Here is a 16,930-nt window from a genome sequence, read left to right as displayed (position 1 = left end):
ACGACCATGGATGTGTCGAAGTTTCTATCACGCAGCGCCTTGCCACTGGCCCTGGGGCTGCTCTCCAGCCTGGCCCATGCCGAAGCATTCAGTGGTCGTGGCGTGCACACCTTCGCCAACGCCAGCGGTTGCCCGTTGGCGCCGCTGACCAGCTGCAACCGCATTGCCCTGGACGATGAGCACGGTCGCGTCGAACTGGACCAGACGGCTAGAACCGTTCTGTTCCGCAATGCCCATGATTACGCCGACGATGCTGTGATCGGCGACGTGCTGCTGCACGGTCAGGCCAAGGCTGCAGATGGTCGCGTGGTGCCGGTCAGCCTGCACCTGCTGGTGAGCAAGGATGGCCAGGAGTGGAGCAGCAGCGTGCATGCCCACGCGCCGGTGCAGGGCGACCTGACCGAGGTGAAGCTGGATGCCTACCGCATCGAGGCCGAGGTCGATGGCAAGCGCCAGGTCCTGCTGACCCATGAGCAGGCGCTGCAGACACTGGCGTCGCCATCCACCGCCGCCAGGCTGGCCAAGCAGTTCGTCCAGGTGCGCGACAACCGGGTCGAGGCGGCCAAGGCCGAGTACGCCGACATCACCATCGCCCTCGGTCTGGAGAAGGCCGCCGTGCCGGCGGTGCGTGCCAGCCTGCATGTGCCGGGCGGTCATGGCGACCTGACCAAGACACTGCAGAACGGCAGCTGGACCCTGGAGCTGCAGGCCCTGCGCAGCCGCTTGCCGCTGTCGGTGATCCAGCGTGATCTGTTCCTGTTCGGCATGGAGAACGTCGAGCTGCTGCAACCGCTGCGCAGCGAAGGCTTCGCCAAGCACGACAAGCTGCTGCTGGGCGCCCGCGACGGCAAGGGTTACCTCGCCTTCCGCGGCCAGCAGATCGACTACCCGCAGGCTGGCGCCGCCGCTCAGGCCTTCCTGCAGGACAGCTTCATCGGCCTGGTACTCAGCGGCCAGCAACACACCAGCCAATGACCGTCGTCCACCTGGCGGCCTTCGCCGCGCCGCGGCTGCGTGGCTGGCCGCGCCTGCAGGCCTGGCTGGTCGATCGCATCAAGCGCGCTGCCCTGCGCCAGCTGCACGGCAGCCGGGCCGGCGAGCTGTTGTTGCTGCGCATCTACCTGATCGGCGAAGAGGCTACCGAGAAGACCCTGCAGCACGAGCTGATGCCGACCGCCCCGGCCTGGCTGGAGCGCCAGGTGCAGCAGCATCTGCGTGAGGAGCAGGAACACAGCGAACTGTTCGCCGCCGCCATGCGCGAGCGCGGCATGCAGCCGCCTGCGGAGTTGCGCCCGGACTGGCTCAGCCGGGCCAAGATTCGCCGCTGGCAGCGCATTGCCCGTCGCCATGCGCCGCATTTCCAGCAGGGCGTACTGGTGCCGGCCTATGCCATCGGCCTGTGTGCCGAACAGATGGCCGAGCGGGTGCTGGCCCGTCACTGTGCGGTGCTGGCTGCCGAGCACCCGCTGCAACCGCTGCTGACCCGCGTGCTGCATGACGAGCGCAAGCATGTGCGCCTGTGCATGCGCACCCTGGGGCTGAGCGTGGGCGATGCGGAGATGCCACGCCTGCAACGCATGCTGGCCGAGGCGCGCGCAGTGGACCGGGCCTTCGGTATTAGCGGGGCGCTGGGCATGTACCTGGCCGGCGTGGCCCTGCGTTTGCGGGCACGTTTCGCCGGATGAAACCACGGATTCTCTACCTGGCCACCGCCGATGCCCGTGGCCACCTGATGCGTGCGCAGTTGCTCGCCCATGCCCTGATCGAACGCGGCGCAGAGGTGCAGGTGCTGACCACCTCGAACGAGGGCGCGGCTTTTCTCGGCGAGTTCGGTATCGCCGCCGAGGTGCTGTCGCGCCACTACGCGGTGCAGTTCGATGAACGCCAGAACATGCAGCGCGGTGCCACCGACGGCAATGTCGCGCGCTACCTGTTAGACCCGCGGCACATGCTGCGCGACATCTGGCGCCTGCGCCGCCGTATCGCCACTGTCGATCTGCTGATCAACGACTCCTTCCACCCGGCGTTGCTGGTGATGGGCTGCCTGCCTGGCTGGCGGCGCAAGATCGTGCATGTCTACGGCGCCAGCCTGCGCCGGGCCTTGCTGGACAACTTCCAGGGGCGCCTACCGAACTGGCTGGCGCTGGGCTTCGCCGCGGCCATCGGCTTCGAGCTGCGCCGTGCGCGCGCCTGCCTGCAGCACGACTTCGCCTACGCCGAACCTGAGCGGGTGGCGCCGTGGCTGTTCAACCTGCCGACGCCCATCGCGCTGGCGCAGCGTCCGGTCCAGGCCCAGGAAACGCGCGCCGCCGTCTATCTCAACCCGCATTTTCGCGATCCGCAGTTGGCGACAGGCCTGGAACAGGGGCTGGCCGCTACCGGGTTGCAGGCGCTGCTGGTGGGCGAGGGCTATGCCGGGCGCACCGGCTGGGTACCGCGCGATCCGCAATGGATCGATGCCGCGGCGCACAGCGCGCTGATCGTCTCGGCGCCAGGCATGGCCGCGCTGTCCGTGGCCCACGTATACCGCCGGCCGATCCTGCTGCTGGTCACCGACCAGCCGGAGCAGCGCAGCAACGCCGCCCGCGCCGCCGAGCTGGGTCTGCTGCACGAGGTGGTGTGCTGGTCGGGCGATGCCCAGCTGTTTGCCACACAGGTGCAGGAGGCATTGCAGCGGCTGCGCATGGCTGCGGTCGAGGAAGGCGCCGCTGCCGGCTCGCAGCGGGCGCGGCAGCGCCTGGATGCCTGGGTCGACTGCCTGCTGGGGCTCGTCGCAGCGCCGCGCTAGGACGTCCGGGGTGGCATCCGTAGCCCTCGTAGTGTCTACTTGGGCATCTTCCGGAGTACTTGTTCGATGATTCACCGTTCCCTGCCCCTGGTTTTTGCCCTGAGTTTCGCCACGCCCACCCTGGCGGCCCCCGAAGGGCAGCAGACCCTGTTCAGTTTCATCAAGCCCACCGACGTGGTGAAGGTCGAGAGCCAGGCCGCCAGCTTTCCCGAGCTGACCGCCGAGCCCACCGCCGAGGGCGAGGTGCTGCGCCGCTTCACCTTCAATGTCGGCGACAACCCCAGCCTGCGCCTGAGCCCGCAGAGCGGCGACTGGGACTGGTCCCAGGCCGGCGCCATGAGCCTGCGCCTGCAGAGTGCGATGGACTGGGCCATCACCCTGGACGTACGCATCGAGAGCCGGGACGGCAAGGTGCTGACCAGCCGCATCGCGCTGCCGGCCGGCCCGGCGCAGACCCTGCTGGTGCCGCTTGCCGCTACTTCGCCGCGGGCCCAGGGCATGCGCGCCGGCCCGCCCATGCCGGTCAGCGTCGACGGTCAGCGCGTGCTGCTGGCGGAAACCGTCGAGGGCGAGCTGAACCCGGCCCAGGTCAGCGCCGTGGTGCTGAGCATGAGCAAGCCGAATGCACCGCAGAGCATTCTGCTCGGCCGTTTCGGCGTGCAGTCGGCTGCGGCCGCGCAGCAGGCCATCTATAGCGGCATGGTCGATGAATGGGGCCAGTACAGCCGCGGCCAGTGGCCGGAGAAGATCAGCAAGGATCAGCAGCTGCGCGATGCCGCCGCCCGCGAAGGCGAGCAGCTCAAGGCCTGGCTGGCCGAGCGCCCGCAGCAGGACAAGTTCGGCGGCTGGCTGAACGGCCCGAGCTTCGAGGCCAAGGGCTTCTTCCGCACCGAGAAGCGCGACGGTCGCTGGTATCTGGTGACCCCCGAGGGGCATCCGTTCTATTCCCTGGGCGTCAACGCGGTCAGCGCCTGGCAGAGCCAGACCTACGTGGAAGGCCGCGAGAGCATGTTCGCCGCACTGCCCAAGGACGGCGAGCCGCTGGCCGCCTACTACGGCAAGCGCGACAGCCGCAGCAACAGTGGCGCCAGCCGGGGCTGCGCCTTCGATCACGGGCGCTGGTACGACTTCTACCGCGCCAACCTGCAGCGCACCCATGCCGAACCCTGCGCCACCGCCCAGCCGCCGCTGGCCGCCACGCCGGCGCCGGCAGAGCTGGCTCCTTGCCCTGCACCGGGCTTCGATGCGGACCGCTGGAGCCAGCACACCCTCGATCGCCTGCAGGCCTGGGGCTTCAACAGCCTGGGCAACTGGAGCGACGACACCCTGGGCAATGCCCAGCGCATGCCGTACAGCATTCCGCTGTCGATCTCCGGTGACTACGCCATCATCAGCACCGGCCACGACTGGTGGGGCGGCATGCCCGATCCGTTCGACCCGCGCTTTGCAATGGCCGCCGAGCGCGCCATCGCCATTGCCACCCGCGATCGCCGTGACGACCCCTGGCTGCTCGGCTTCTTCGCCGACAACGAGCTGGCCTGGGCCGCGCCTGGCGACGATCCCAAGGCCCGCTACGCCCTGGCCTACGGCACCCTGCGCCTGACCACCGATGTGCCGGCCAAGCGCGCCTTCCTCAAGCAGCTGCGCGACAAGTATCGCAACCAGAACGGCCTGTCCAAGGCCTGGGGCATCGAGCTCAAGGCCTGGGAGCTGATGGAAGACCCGGGCTTCGAGCCGCCGCTGCCGAGCGCCGAGTTCCCGCAGATCGAGAAGGACCTGCAGGCCTTCCAGCGCCTGTTCGCCACCACATACTTCAAGACCATCGCCGACTCGCTGAAGTGGCACTCGCCCAATCACATGTTGCTCGGCGGCCGCTTCGCCATCGCCACCCCCGAGGCGATCGAGGCCTGCGCCCAATACTGCGACGTGCTGAGCTTCAACTTCTACGTGAACGAGCCGCAGCATGGCTACGACTTCGCCACCCTGCGCGCGCTGGACAAGCCGTTGCTGGTCAGCGAATTCCACTTCGGCAGCCGCGACCGCGGTCCGTTCTGGGGCGGCGTGGCCGAGACCTACAAGGAAGAGGAGCGTGGCCCGGCCTACGCCAACTTCCTGGCCAAGGCCCTGGAGGAGCCGTCGATCGTCGGCGTGCACTGGTTCCAGTACCTGGATCAGCCGGTCAGCGGCCGCCTGCTCGACGGCGAGAATGGCCACTTCGGCCTGGTCGCCATCACCGATCGCCCGTGGCAGGGCTTCGTCGAGGCCGTGCGCAAGGCCAACCTCAAGGCGCCCGCCGCGCTGCTGCCCAAGACCGCGCCGGCCAAGGTAGAAACGCCCGCCAATCCCTGATTTTCCTCGCTTGCAGTCCAGCCCGGCGCGTCTCGTGCGCTCCGGCCCGGCGGACCGTTGGTCCGACGAAGTGACTTGAGCAAAGCGCCAGGATTCACAGGAGTAGCCGGGACTGGAACAATGCCGGCCATTCTGACCGAGGAGTATCAGGTTGCAGATTCAGGGCCATTTCGACCTGCGCTTCGATGCGCTGAAAGATGCCTTCGTCGAACTGTTCGACGATCCCCAGGAACGTGGCGCCGCGTTATGCGTGCAGATCGGCGGCGAAACCGTCGTCGATATCTGGGCCGGCAGCACCGACAAGGACGGCACTGAGGCCTGGCACAGCGACACCATCCTCAACCTGTTTTCCTGCACCAAGACCTTCGCCGCCGTCGCCGCCCTGCAGCTGGTGGAGCAGGGCAAGCTGGAGTTGGATGCCCCCGTGGCGCGCTGGTGGCCCGAGTTCGCCGCCGCCGGCAAGGAGCGCGTGACCCTGCGCCAGTTGCTCAGCCATCGCGCCGGCTTGCCGGCCCTGCATGCACCGCTGCCGGCCGAAGCCCTCTACGACTGGCCGCAGATGACCGCCGCCCTGGCCGCCGAACGCCCCTGGTGGACGCCGGGCGAAGCCCACGGCTACTCACCGATCACCTACGGCTGGCTGGTCGGCGAGTTGCTGCGTCGCGCCGACGGGCGCGGTCCGGGTGAGTCCATCGTCGCCCGTATCGCCGAGCCGCTGGGCCTGGACTTCCATGTCGGCCTGGCCGAGGAAGAGTTTCCCCGCGTATCCCATATCGCCCGCAAGAAGGGCGACATGGGCGATGCCGCCGCCCAGCGCCTGCTCAAGTGCATGATGAACGAGCCGGCCTCGCTGACCACCCGTGCCTTCGCCAATCCGCCGTCTATTCTCACCAGCACCAACAAGCCGGAATGGCGACGCATGCAGCAGCCGGCGGCCAATGGTCACGGCAATGCCCGTGCCCTGGCCGGCTTCTACGCGGCGCTGTTGGACGGCCGTCTGCTGGAACCGGAGCTGCTTGGCGAAATGACCCGCGAACACTCCTGCGGCGAAGACCGCACACTGCTCACCCAGACCCGCCTGGGCCTGGGCTGCATGCTCGACCAGCCGGAGGTGGCCAACGCCACCTACGGCCTCGGCCGCAAGGCCTTCGGCCACCCCGGAGCGGGTGGTTCGGTAGGCTTCGCGGACCCGGAACGCGAGATCGCCTTCGGTTTCGTCACCAACAGTCTCGGACCATATGTACTCATGGACCCGCGCGCGCAGAGACTGGCGCGAACGCTGGGCCAATGCCTGTAACTTGCTTGGGGGAAGATCTAACCATGCACAAGAAAACACTCGTCCTGCTCTGCTGCCTGAGCCTCGCCGCCTGCGCCAATTCCGACAAGAAAAAAGAGGAGGGTGCCAGCAGCTGGTGGCCCTTCGGCGGTAGCGAAAAGCCGGCGGTCGCCGCCAAGAAGGCGCCGCCGAAGATCGATCATGAAGTCACCAATGCCTGGCTGGACGAGTACGAGCCGCGCCTGAAGGCCGCCCTGAGCGGCAGCAAGATGGAGCTGGAGCGCCGCGAGAACGTGCTGGTGGTCACCGCCCCGGTGGACAGCTCGTTCAACCCGGATCGCCCGAGCATGCTGATGCCGGCCGTGCTCGGTCCCTTCACCAAGGTCGCCAAGATCCTCGAAACCGACAAGCGTACCGGCGTGCTGATTCTCGGCCATGCCGACAGCCGCGGTCAGCTGGACGCCAACTTCAAGCTCAGCGAGGACCGCGCCAAGGCCGTGGCCTCGATTTTCCGCCTCAGCGGCCTGCAGCGTGATCGCCTGCTGCTCAAAGGCGTCGGTTCGGACATGCCGCGCGCCGCCAACGACAGCAATGCCGGCCGTGCCCTGAATCGCCGCGTGGAAATCGTCCTGACCCCGCAGAAGACCCTGGTCGCACTGCTGGCCACCTACAACCAGCCGGCGCCGGCGGCAGCCATGCCGGTGGCCCAGGTTGCCGCAGATCAAAAGAAAAAGGACAAGGCGCAGTAAGCTGACGGCATCACCGTTCGAGGAAGCCAGCATGGCGGAAAACCGTGTTCCGGATGGCCGTACCCCCCAGTCGCTCGCCGATATGCGTCGTGACTACACCCGCGACGGCCTCAGTGAGGCCGAGGCGCCGGGCGAGCCCTTCGCCCTGTTCCGCCGCTGGTTCGACGATGCGGTGAAGACCGAGCAGCTGCCGGTGGAGCCCAACGCCATGACCCTGGCTACGGTGGACGGCGAGGGCCGACCGCACTGCCGGGTGCTGCTGCTCAAGGGCCTCGACGAGCGCGGCTTCACCTTCTTCAGCAACTACCACAGCGCCAAGGGCGAGCAGCTGGCGGCGCGTCCGTTCGCCGCCATGACCTTCTTCTGGCCCAGCCTGGAGCGCCAGGTGCGCATCGAAGGCCGGGTGGAAAAGGTCTCGGCAGCGGAATCTGATGCCTACTTCCAGGTGCGCCCGCTGGGCAGCCGCCTGGGGGCCTGGGCCTCACCGCAGAGCCGGGTGATTCGCGACCGCGACGAGCTGCAGCAACTGCTCGCCGAAACCGAGCAGCGGTTCCTCGACCGTGCCCCGGACTGCCCGCCGCACTGGGGCGGCTATCGCCTGCTGCCCGAGCGCATCGAGTTCTGGCAGGGCCGGGCCAGCCGCCTGCACGACCGTCTCAACTACCGCCTGCAGGACGACGCCTGGCTGCGCGAACGCCTGGCACCCTGATCCACCCATGAAGCTGGTCATCGCCCCCGACTCGTTCAAGGAGAGCCTCTCCGCGCCCGAGGTGGCGGCGGCCATCGCCCGTGGCTGGCGCCAGGTCTTCCCTGACGCCAAGATCCTCCTGCGGCCCATGGCCGATGGCGGCGAGGGCACAGTCGACGCGGTCCTGGCTGCCGTCGGTGGCGAGCGGCATGAGCAACTGGTCCACGGTCCGCTGGGCGAGCCGGTTACGGCTCACTGGGGTTGGCTCGGCGATGGCACCGCGGTGCTGGAGATGGCCGCGGCCAGCGGTCTGCACCTGGTGCCGCGCGAACGCCGCGACGCCACCGTCACCAGCAGCCAGGGCACCGGCGAGCTGATCCGCGCGGCGCTGGATGCCGGTGCCCAGCGAATCATCCTCGGTCTCGGCGGTAGCGCCACCAACGATGGCGGTGCAGGCCTGCTGCAGGCTCTGGGCGTGCGCTTGCTGGATGACCAAGACGGCGAACTGCCGCCCGGTGGCGCGGCGCTGGCGCAGCTGGCGCGCATCGATGCCAGTGGCCTTGACCCGCGTCTGGCGCAGGTGCGGGTGGAAATCGCCGCCGATGTCGACAACCCGCTGTGCGGCCCGCGCGGCGCTTCCCAGGTATTCGGCCCGCAGAAGGGCGCCAGTCCACAGCAGGTCGCGCTGCTGGACGCTGCCCTGGGCCGCTACGCCGATGTGCTTGCGGCGACACTCGGTGCGGACCACCGCGCGCTGCCCGGCGTCGGCGCGGCCGGCGGCCTGGGTTTCGCCGCCAAGGCTTTTCTGGGAGCCGGCTTTCGTCCGGGAGTGGAGCTGGTGGCCGAGTTGTCCGGCCTGGCCGAGGCGCTGCAGGGTGCGGATTTGCTGATCACTGGCGAGGGGCGTCTGGACCCGCAGAGCCTGCATGGCAAGACGCCGATCGGCGTGGCGCGTATCGCCCGCGCGGCGGGTGTGCCGGTCATCGCCCTGGCCGGCAGCCTGGGCGAGGGTTACCAGGCGCTGTATGAGGCGGGCATCGATGCGGCGTTCAGCCTGACCGCCGGGCCGCAGAGCCTGGAACAGGCCATGGCCGGCGCCGGCGCGGAGCTGCAGGCGCGCGCCTGCGATCTCGCGCGCATATGGCGCCTGGCGAGCGGCGCCTAGCCGGTCGTTGTTAGTTGTTGCGCTGCAGATAGTCGCGCGCGGCCTGGTGCAGCCAGTCTTCCAGTTTTCCCCGGCGCACGCCCTGGTCGGCGGCCTCGGCCAGGCGTTCGAGCATATAGCGCTGCATGGCCGGGTCGCCGGCGGCCATGGACAGGGCCAGGTCACGATCCATCCAGCGGCGGATGCGCAGATACAGCCAGCCATGGAAGACCAGGCCGGCCAGGGTGGCGATGGCGACGATGAAGTAGTCCATGGCATGGCTCGCGGGAATGAATCGCCATCCTGCGCCAGCCCGCCACGACTGCAAATCTGACCCGATGTCGCACCCTCCCTTTGGACTCGCGCTAGAAGGGCTGGTGACAGCTGCCTGGCGCCGCGGTCTAATGGACACTGCCTCATATGGAGAGAACCACATGCGTAATACCAAGCTGTTGACTGCCTCCCTCGTCGCTCTGACCCTCACGCTGGGTGGCTGTGTCTCCAACCTCAGCGGCGACAGCTACAGCCGCGACGAGGCCCGCAAGGTGCAGACCGTGCGCCTGGGCACCATCGAAATGCTGCGCCCGGTGAAGATCGAAGGCACCAAGACCCCGATCGGCGCGGGCGCCGGTGCGGTGGTGGGCGGCGTAGGCGGCAGCGCCATCGGTGGCGGCCGTGGCTCGGTGGTGGCGGCGGTGATCGGCGCCGTGGCCGGCGGTCTGCTCGGTTCCATGACCGAGGAAGGCCTGACCCGCACCCAGGGCGTGGAAATCACCGTGCGCGAAGACGACGGCACCCTGCGCGCCTATGTGCAGCAGGTGCAGGAGAACGAGATCTTCCGCGTCGGCGAGCGCGTACGCATCATGACCGTCGACGGCACCAGTCGCGTCGCACACTGATGCAATGAAAAAGGCCCGGCATCTGCCGGGCCTTTTCTTTGTCCGGCCGATTCTTCGACCAGGGAAGGCTTATGAAGAAGATCGCTCTGCCGCTGGCGGTACTCATCGCGTTTTCGGCCTATACGGCTTTCGTCATGCTGCAGGCCGAACAGTCGCTGCTGCAGTTCGGCCTGCAGCTCATGTCCCGCCTGGATACCGCCCAGGTGGTGATCGATCTTTACATCCTCGCGGCGCTGGCCTGCTTCTGGATGTACCGGGACAACCAGGCGCGGCAGAAATCGTTCGCCTCCATCATTCCCTATCTACTGCTCACCGTAGTGTTCGTCTCCATAGGGCCGCTGCTCTATCTGGTGGTCAGGGGATTGGCGAAGCCGGCGGCGGCTAGCCATGAGTAAAGAGCGTCGATTACCGGGAGTTATTGCGCTTTATCAGCGTCGGGCCCAGGGATTGCGGCAGGCAAGCACGCGGCGGTATTGATGTTCTCCTTTGTCGAGAGCCTGGTCTGACAAGGAATCAGGGCTGAAAGGGAGCCGCCAATGTCCGGTCTGCTGCGCAATCTCATCGCCTTCTTCCTCGGACTGTGCGGCTACGCCAGCCGAGCGGCCACCGATACCGTGGAAACCCGCTTCTGGGTCACGCCCTTCGACTCGGGTATCCGCGTGCTCAAGAGCGACAAGTACCTGCAGTACGCCGAGACCGCGCAGCTGGACTACCTGCTCAAGGTCGGGCGTTTCTTCGCCGTGCTGCGCGGTGGCGCCGGTTTCGTCAACCTGGCTCAGCAGGTGCGCTTCCTACGCCCTATCGGCCTGTTCAGCCGGGTGCGGGTCGAGACCCGGCTGCTCTATGCCGATGAAAAGTGCGCCTATTTCCAGCATGCGCTGCATGTGCGGGACAACCTGGCGGCGGAAGTGCTGGTGAAGATGAAATTCAAGAAGGCCGGCCGCACCCTGGCGCCTGCGACCTTCCTGGCGTTCAGCTTCGACGCCATGCCCGACGCCGTGCGCCACTGGGAGGCGGCACTGCAGGGATGAGCGGCGATAGGCGCAAGCCGCCCCCCTATCTGTTCTATCCTCGCTGCTGAGCCAAAAGCTCTGTGCATAATGTAATAATTTATCCATGGCTTAGTTCTGATAGTTATGGATAATCGCGGCACGCCCTTCGCAAACAGAGGCCCGGCCGCGCGAGGAACAGAGTAGATTTGCCCGATCCACCAGCTGGACCGGGCCTGGACAGGGGAGATTCATGGAGCTGCTGCTCATCGTCGGACTGCCGTTTCTCGGCGCCTTCCTTCCCGTCCTGTTCGAGCGCCATGGCCGTCTCACCTGCAGCCTGGCCACCGCGGTGGCGCCGCTGCTGGGCCTGGGCATTCTGCTGTGGCTGGCGCCACGGGTATTCGCCGGCGAGTTGCTGCTGGTATCGCAGCCCTGGCTGAGCCAGATCGGTTTCAATCTCTCCTTGCGCCTGGATGGCCTGGCCTTCCTGTTCGCCCTGCTGATCCTCGGCATCGGCCTGCTGGTGATCCTCTACGCGCGCTACTACCTGTCCGAGCGCGAGGCCATCGGCCGCTTCTTCAGCTACCTGCTGCTGTTCATGGGCGCCATGCTCGGCGTGGTGCTGTCGGAAAACCTGCTGCTGATGCTGACCTTCTGGGAGCTGACCAGCCTGTCGTCGTTCCTGCTGATCGGCTTCTGGGGCAAGCGTAGCGATGCGCGCAAGGGTGCGCGCATGGCCCTGGCGGTGACGGGGGGAGGAGGGCTGGCGCTGCTCGCCGGTATCCTGCTGATCGGCCATATCGTCGGCAGCTTCGAGCTCAGCGTGGTGCTAGCCTCGGCCGAGCTGATCCATGCCCACGCCCTGTATCCCGTGGCACTGGTGCTAGTGTTGCTGGGCGCCTTCACCAAGTCGGCGCAGTTTCCCTTTCACTTCTGGCTGCCCCACGCGATGGCGGCGCCCACTCCGGTGTCGGCCTATCTGCACTCGGCGACCATGGTCAAGGCCGGGGTCTTCCTGCTGGCGCGCCTGTATCCGGCGCTGGCCGGCTCGGACCTGTGGTTCTACCTGGTGGGCCTCACTGGCCTGGCGACCCTGCTGATCGGCGCGGTGCTGGCGCTGTTCCAGCACGACCTCAAGGGCTTGCTGGCGTACTCGACCATCAGCCACCTGGGCCTGATCGTGCTGCTGCTGGGCATGGACTCGCAGCTGTCCAACGTCGCCGCGGTGTTCCACATCATCAACCACGCCACCTTCAAGGCCTCGCTGTTCATGGCCGCCGGCATCATCGATCACGAGACCGGCAGCCGCGACATGCGCCGCATCAACGGCATGTGGAAGTACCTGCCGCACACCGCCGTGCTGGCCATGGTGGCGTCCTCGGCGATGGCCGGGGTGCCGCTGCTCAACGGCTTCCTGAGCAAGGAAATGTTCTTTGGCGAGACGCTGCAGCACGCCCTGCAGGGCAGCGCCTTCAACTGGCTGATCCCGCTGGTGGCGACCCTGGCCGCAGTGTTCTCGGTGGCCTACTCGCTGCGCTTCATCCACGACGTGTTCTTCAACGGCGAGCCGATCAACCTGCCCAAGTTCCCGCCCCACGAACCGCCGCGCTACATGAAGGTGCCGGTGGAAATCCTGGTGTTCCTCTGCCTGCTGGTGGGCATGCTGCCGGGCTACACGGTGGCACCGTTGCTCGCGGTGGCGGCGCAGGCCAGCCTGGGCGGTACGTTGCCGGCCTATGACCTGGCGATCTGGCACGGTTTCAACCTGCCGCTGGCGATGAGCTGCGTCGCCCTGGTCGGCGGCATTCTGGTCTATGTCGGGCGCAAGCCGCTGTTCCGCTGGTACGAAAGCCTGCCGCAGGTGGACGCCAAAGAAGTGTTCGAACAGCAGGTGCAGCGCCTGGTGGCCCTGGCCGGCTGGATCACCTCGCGCCTGGAGAACGGCTCGCTGCAGCGCTATCTGGCGCTGCTGCTGGGCAGCGCCCTGGTCTTGGTCGGCGTGGCCCTGGCGCCGCTGCCGCAGTTGACCGGCGAGCGTGGCCTGAGCCCGCTCGATGGCTTCACCGCCCTGGGCATGCTGGTGCTGGCGGCTAGCGGCCTGCTCACCGCGATACTCCATCGCCAGCGCCTGGTAGCGCTGCTGATCCTCGGCGTCGGCGGCATGCTGGTGGCGCTGGCCTTCGCCCGTTTCTCCGCGCCGGACCTGGCGCAGACCCAGCTGGTGGTGGAGGTGGTGACCATCATCCTGCTGATGCTGGCGCTCTATTACCTGCCATCGCGCACGCCCGGCGAGAGCTCGCTGCCGCGCATCGCGCGCGACCTGCTGCTGGCCGGCGGCTGTGGCGCGATGGTGGCGGTGCTGGCCTACGTGGTGCTGACCCGCCCGTACGACACCGGCATCGCCGAGTTCTTCCTGGCCAACAGCATCAGCGGCGGTGGCGGCACCAACGTGGTCAACGTGATCCTGGTGGACTTCCGCGGCTTCGATACCCTGGGCGAGATCACCGTGCTGGCCATCGCCGCGGTGGGCATCTTCGCCATGCTCGACGGCCTGCGTCTGACCCACCCGACCTGCGACCCCCAGGGCCGGCGCTGGGCCTGGGCGAAGAACCCGCTGATCCTGATGACCCTGTCGCGTCTAATGCTGCCGCTGGCGTTGCTGATCTCGGTGTTCATCTTCCTGCGTGGCCACAACCTGCCGGGTGGCGGCTTCATCGCCGGGCTGATCACCGCCGTGGCCCTGGCCCTGCAGTACATCGCCAGCGGCGTGGCCTGGGTCGAGCAGCGCCTGCCGCTGAACTACCAGCGCATGGCCGGCGTCGGTGTGCTGATTGCCGCGCTCACCGGGCTCGGCAGCTGGGTGTTCGGTCGGCCGTTCCTGACTTCCGCCTTCGGCCACTTCGAGCTGCCGCTGGTGGGCGAGTTCGAGCTGGCCACCGCCATGCTGTTCGATCTTGGCGTGTACCTCACGGTAGTCGGCGCCACCCAGATGATGCTGGTCAACCTGGGCAAGCTCAGCCTGTACCCATCCGCCAGCAAGGAGATCCACTGATGGAGGCGCTGTTCGCCGCAACCCTCGGCCTGCTCACCGCCAGCGGCGTGTACCTGCTGCTGCGCGCGCGCACCTTCGCCGTGGTGCTGGGCCTGACCCTGCTGTCCTATGCGGTCAACCTGTTCCTGTTCGCCATGGGTCGCCTGAGTGGCGACGTGGCGGTGCTGGGGCAGGGAGTCAATCCGGCCGACCCGCTGCCCCAGGCACTGGTGCTGACCGCCATCGTCATCGGCTTCGCCATGACCGCCTTCGTCGTGGTCCTGGCCCTGCGTGGCGTGGCCAATCTGGGCAATGACCATGTGGACGGCCAGTCGGATGGCCAGCCGGACCAGGAGCGGGCGTCTTGAATCACCTGATCATCCTGCCGATCCTGATCCCGCTGCTGGTCGGCGCGCTGCTGCTGGTGCTGCCGTCGCTGGAGCGACTCAAGCGCACGCTGTCGCTGCTCGCCACCCTGGCCCTGTTGCCGCTGGCCATGGCGCTGCTGCTGCAGGCCGACGATGGCCGCTTGCACGTTTACGCTCTGGGCGACTGGCAACCGCCGTTCGGCATCGTCCTGCTGCTCGACCGTCTCAGCGCCCTGTTGCTGCTGGCCGTCGCCGTTCTGGCCAGCGCCGTGGTGCTCTACGCCCTGCGTGGCGATGATCGCCGTGGCCCACGCTTCCACGCTTTGCTGCAGTTCCAGTTGCTGGGTATCAACGGTGCCTTTCTCACCGGCGACCTGTTCAACCTGTTCGTGTTCTTCGAGGTCCTGCTGATCGCCTCCTACGCGCTGCTGCTGTACGGCCGCAGCGCCGCGCGGGTGAGGGCGGGGCTGCACTACGTGATCCTCAACCTGGTTGGCTCGGCGCTGTTCCTCATCGCCCTGGGCCTGGTCTACGGGGTCAGCGGCACCCTGAACATGGCCGATCTGTCCCGGCGGGTCGCCACGGCCAGTGGGGACAGCGTGCCGTTGCTGGCCGCCGCCGGCCTGCTGCTGATACTGGTGTTCGCCCTCAAGGCGGCGCTGTTGCCGCTGTCCTTCTGGCTGCCGCGTGCCTATGCCGCGGCCAGTGCGCCGGTGGCGGCGCTGTTCGCGATCATGACCAAGGTCGGCATCTACGCCATCCTGCGGGTCTGCACCCTGGTGTTCGGTGCCGGTGGTGGCGAGCTGGCCAATCTGGTCCAGCCCTGGCTGTGGCCGCTGGCCCTGTCCACGCTGGCGTTCGGTGCGCTGGGCGCCCTGGCCGCGCGCAGCCTGCAAACGCTGCTGGCCTACCTGGTGCTGGTGTCCGCCGGCACGCTGCTGGCGGCGGTGGCCGTCGGCACGCCCGAGGCTATTGCCGCGGCCCTGTTCTACCTGCTGCACAGCACCTGGGTGGCCGGCGGCCTGTTCCTGCTCGCCGACCTGATCGTCCGCCAGCGCGGCAGGCACGGCGGCGAACTGGTGCAGGGCGCGGCGCTGGAAAATCCCCACCTGCTCGGCGCGCTGTTCTTCTTCGGCGCCGTGGCGGTGATCGGCCTGCCGCCGCTGTCCGGTTTCCTCGGCAAGCTGCTGTTACTCCAGGCCGCGCCCTCGGCGGCGCTGTGGGCGGTGTTGCTGCTCGGTGGTTTCGCCGCGCTGGTGGCCTTCAGTCGCGCCGGCAGCACCCTGTTCTGGCGGGTCGGCACCAGTACCCTGGACAGCGCCGAGCTGGACCGCGGCCGCCTGGCGGCCTGTGTGCTGCTGCTCGCCTGTAGCCTGGGGCTGGTGGCCCTGGCCGCACCGCTGCTGGATTACGCGCGCGCCGCCGGTGCACAGCTGCACGACCTGGCGTCTTATCGGGCGCTGATCGGCGAGGACCGGCCATGAAGCGAGTATTGCCGCACCCGGCGCAGAGCCTGTTGCTGCTGCTGACCTGGATGCTGCTGGTGGATACCTTCGCCTTCGGCCAGTGGCTGCTGGGCAGCGTGCTGGCCGTGCTGATTCCGCTGGCCTGCAACCGCCTGCTGATCGAGCATCCGCGTGGCTGGAAGCCGCTCAAGCTGCTGCGCTTCCTGCTGATGGTGATGGGCGACATCCTGGTCGCCAACTTCCAGGTGGCGCGCCTGACCCTCGGCCGCGTGCGCGAGCTGCGCCCGGCCTTCGTGGAGGTGCCGATCGACCTGGACAACGAGCTGGCCATCAGCGTGCTGGTCAGCGTGGTGTCGCTGACCCCCGGCTCGCTGGCCGCCGACCTCAGCCTGGATCGCCGCAACCTGCTGGTGCATGGCCTGGACGTGCCGGATGCGCAGGCGATGATCGACGAGATCAAGCAGCGCTACGAGGCGCCGCTGAAGGAGATATTCCCATGCTCGGCTACGTGATCCCTGTGTGCCTGGCCATGCTCGCCGCGGCCCTGCTGCTGGCCGCCGCGCGGCTGATCAAGGGGCCCAGCCTGCCGGACCGGGTGCTGGCGCTGGACACCCTGTACATCAACGCCATTGCCCTGATCATCCTCTACGGCATCTGGAAGGGCACCGAGCTGTTCTTCGAGATCGCCCTGCTGATCGCCGTGCTCGGCTTCGTCAGCACCGTGGCGGTGGCCAAGTACATGCTGCGCGGAGACATCATCGAATGAGCCTGTGGCTGGAAATCCTCATCTGCGCGCTGCTCCTGCTGGGCAGCGGCTTCGTCCTGATCGGCGCCATCGGCCTGTATCGCCTGCCGGACTTCTTCACCCGCCTGCACGGCCCGACCAAGGCCACCACCCTCGGGGTCGGCGGCGTGGTGGTGGCCTCGCTGATCTTCTTCAGCGCCGGCGAGCAGACCCTGAGCTCCCACGAGCTGCTGATCAGCCTGTTCCTGTTCATCAGCGCCCCGGTCAGCGCCTACATGCTGGCCAAGGCGGCGGTGCTGCAGCAGCTGCCGCTGGAGCCGAAGACCCGCGGCAAGCCCTGGGAGCAGTAGCTTTCTGTGGGAGCGGCTTTGGCCGCGATGCTCTAGCAACTCGGAGCTAGACCCTGGTTCTTGCACTGCATTTAGGTAACTCAAT

Annotated in this window: 17 protein-coding genes and 1 pseudogene; 17 read left to right on the top strand and 1 reads right to left on the bottom strand. The window is 67.6% G+C overall.

Annotation, left to right across the window (positions count from 1 at the left end; all coding sequences use genetic code 11):
* The first annotated feature begins 6 nt into the window (after positions 1-6).
* The 8 genes and pseudogenes from N7607_RS19400 (at position 7) to N7607_RS19365 (ending at position 9,015) form a co-directional block, all read left to right on the top strand.
* Entirely contained in the window at positions 7-975 is a 969-nt protein-coding gene (locus tag N7607_RS19400; protein WP_279865124.1) for a hypothetical protein, read from the top strand.
* The gene (locus N7607_RS19395) at positions 972-1,685 is read left to right on the top strand and encodes a hypothetical protein (protein WP_279865125.1); all 714 of its coding nucleotides are present in this window, start codon (positions 972-974) and stop codon (positions 1,683-1,685) included. Before N7607_RS19400 ends, N7607_RS19395 begins: the two co-directional genes overlap by 4 nt.
* Positions 1,682-2,788, top strand: coding sequence for a hypothetical protein (locus N7607_RS19390; RefSeq protein ID WP_279865126.1), 1,107 nt, complete (start codon positions 1,682-1,684; stop codon positions 2,786-2,788). The genes N7607_RS19395 and N7607_RS19390 overlap by 4 nt, the downstream gene beginning before the upstream one ends.
* 66 nt (positions 2,789-2,854) lie before the next feature.
* Positions 2,855-5,137, top strand: coding sequence for a beta-agarase (locus N7607_RS19385; protein ID WP_279865127.1), 2,283 nt, complete (start codon positions 2,855-2,857; stop codon positions 5,135-5,137).
* Positions 5,138-5,288: 151 nt separating this feature from the next.
* A complete protein-coding gene (locus N7607_RS19380) occupies positions 5,289-6,434 on the top strand; it encodes a serine hydrolase (protein ID WP_279865129.1) in 1,146 nt (381 codons plus the stop codon).
* A gap of 23 nt (positions 6,435-6,457) precedes the next feature.
* A pseudogene (locus tag N7607_RS19375) lies at positions 6,458-7,120 on the top strand (OmpA family protein); the annotation flags it as partial.
* 73 nt (positions 7,121-7,193) lie between these two features.
* Positions 7,194-7,871, top strand: a complete 678-nt coding sequence (pdxH, locus tag N7607_RS19370; RefSeq protein WP_279865130.1) for a pyridoxamine 5'-phosphate oxidase — start codon at positions 7,194-7,196, stop codon at positions 7,869-7,871.
* 7 nt (positions 7,872-7,878) lie between these two features.
* A complete protein-coding gene (locus N7607_RS19365; protein WP_279865131.1) occupies positions 7,879-9,015 on the top strand; it encodes a glycerate kinase in 1,137 nt (378 codons plus the stop codon).
* A 10-nt stretch (positions 9,016-9,025) separates the two neighbouring features.
* Here the strand turns inward: N7607_RS19365 and N7607_RS19360 are convergent, their stop codons facing one another.
* Entirely contained in the window at positions 9,026-9,268 is a 243-nt protein-coding gene (locus N7607_RS19360; RefSeq protein ID WP_279865132.1) for a hypothetical protein, read from the bottom strand.
* Between the two features lie 160 nt (positions 9,269-9,428).
* Here N7607_RS19360 and N7607_RS19355 point away from each other — a divergent pair, with 160 nt between their 5' ends.
* The 9 genes from N7607_RS19355 (at position 9,429) to N7607_RS19315 (ending at position 16,845) form a co-directional block, all read left to right on the top strand.
* A complete protein-coding gene (locus N7607_RS19355; protein WP_279865133.1) occupies positions 9,429-9,893 on the top strand; it encodes a glycine zipper 2TM domain-containing protein in 465 nt (154 codons plus the stop codon).
* A gap of 71 nt (positions 9,894-9,964) precedes the next feature.
* Positions 9,965-10,288 (top strand): DUF2834 domain-containing protein, encoded by a 324-nt coding sequence (locus N7607_RS19350; RefSeq protein WP_279865134.1) that lies wholly within the window; start codon positions 9,965-9,967, stop codon positions 10,286-10,288.
* 141 nt (positions 10,289-10,429) lie between these two features.
* Complete coding sequence (locus N7607_RS19345; protein WP_279865135.1) at positions 10,430-10,924, top strand: thioesterase family protein; 495 nt, start codon at positions 10,430-10,432, stop codon at positions 10,922-10,924.
* A 211-nt stretch (positions 10,925-11,135) separates the two neighbouring features.
* Entirely contained in the window at positions 11,136-13,937 is a 2,802-nt protein-coding gene (locus N7607_RS19340) for a monovalent cation/H+ antiporter subunit A (RefSeq protein ID WP_279865137.1), read from the top strand.
* The gene (locus N7607_RS19335; RefSeq protein ID WP_279865138.1) at positions 13,937-14,284 is read left to right on the top strand and encodes a Na+/H+ antiporter subunit C; all 348 of its coding nucleotides are present in this window, start codon (positions 13,937-13,939) and stop codon (positions 14,282-14,284) included. The genes N7607_RS19340 and N7607_RS19335 overlap by 1 nt, the downstream gene beginning before the upstream one ends.
* Positions 14,281-15,768, top strand: coding sequence for a monovalent cation/H+ antiporter subunit D (locus N7607_RS19330; protein WP_279865139.1), 1,488 nt, complete (start codon positions 14,281-14,283; stop codon positions 15,766-15,768). The genes N7607_RS19335 and N7607_RS19330 overlap by 4 nt, the downstream gene beginning before the upstream one ends.
* On the top strand, positions 15,765-16,262 hold the full coding sequence (locus N7607_RS19325; protein ID WP_279865140.1) for a Na+/H+ antiporter subunit E: 498 nt from the start codon (positions 15,765-15,767) through the stop codon (positions 16,260-16,262). Before N7607_RS19330 ends, N7607_RS19325 begins: the two co-directional genes overlap by 4 nt.
* Positions 16,247-16,516 (top strand): K+/H+ antiporter subunit F, encoded by a 270-nt coding sequence (locus tag N7607_RS19320; protein WP_137972488.1) that lies wholly within the window; start codon positions 16,247-16,249, stop codon positions 16,514-16,516. The genes N7607_RS19325 and N7607_RS19320 overlap by 16 nt, the downstream gene beginning before the upstream one ends.
* Positions 16,513-16,845, top strand: coding sequence for a Na+/H+ antiporter subunit G (locus N7607_RS19315; RefSeq protein ID WP_279865141.1), 333 nt, complete (start codon positions 16,513-16,515; stop codon positions 16,843-16,845). Before N7607_RS19320 ends, N7607_RS19315 begins: the two co-directional genes overlap by 4 nt.
* Positions 16,846-16,930 lie beyond the last annotated feature (85 nt).

Origin of the sequence: Pseudomonas sp. GD04019, from assembly GCF_029837695.1 — a bacterium.
Taxonomy (GTDB): Bacteria; Pseudomonadota; Gammaproteobacteria; order Pseudomonadales; family Pseudomonadaceae; genus Aquipseudomonas.
Note: the sequence above shows the minus strand (reverse complement) of the source record. Positions and strands in the feature narration are given on the sequence as shown.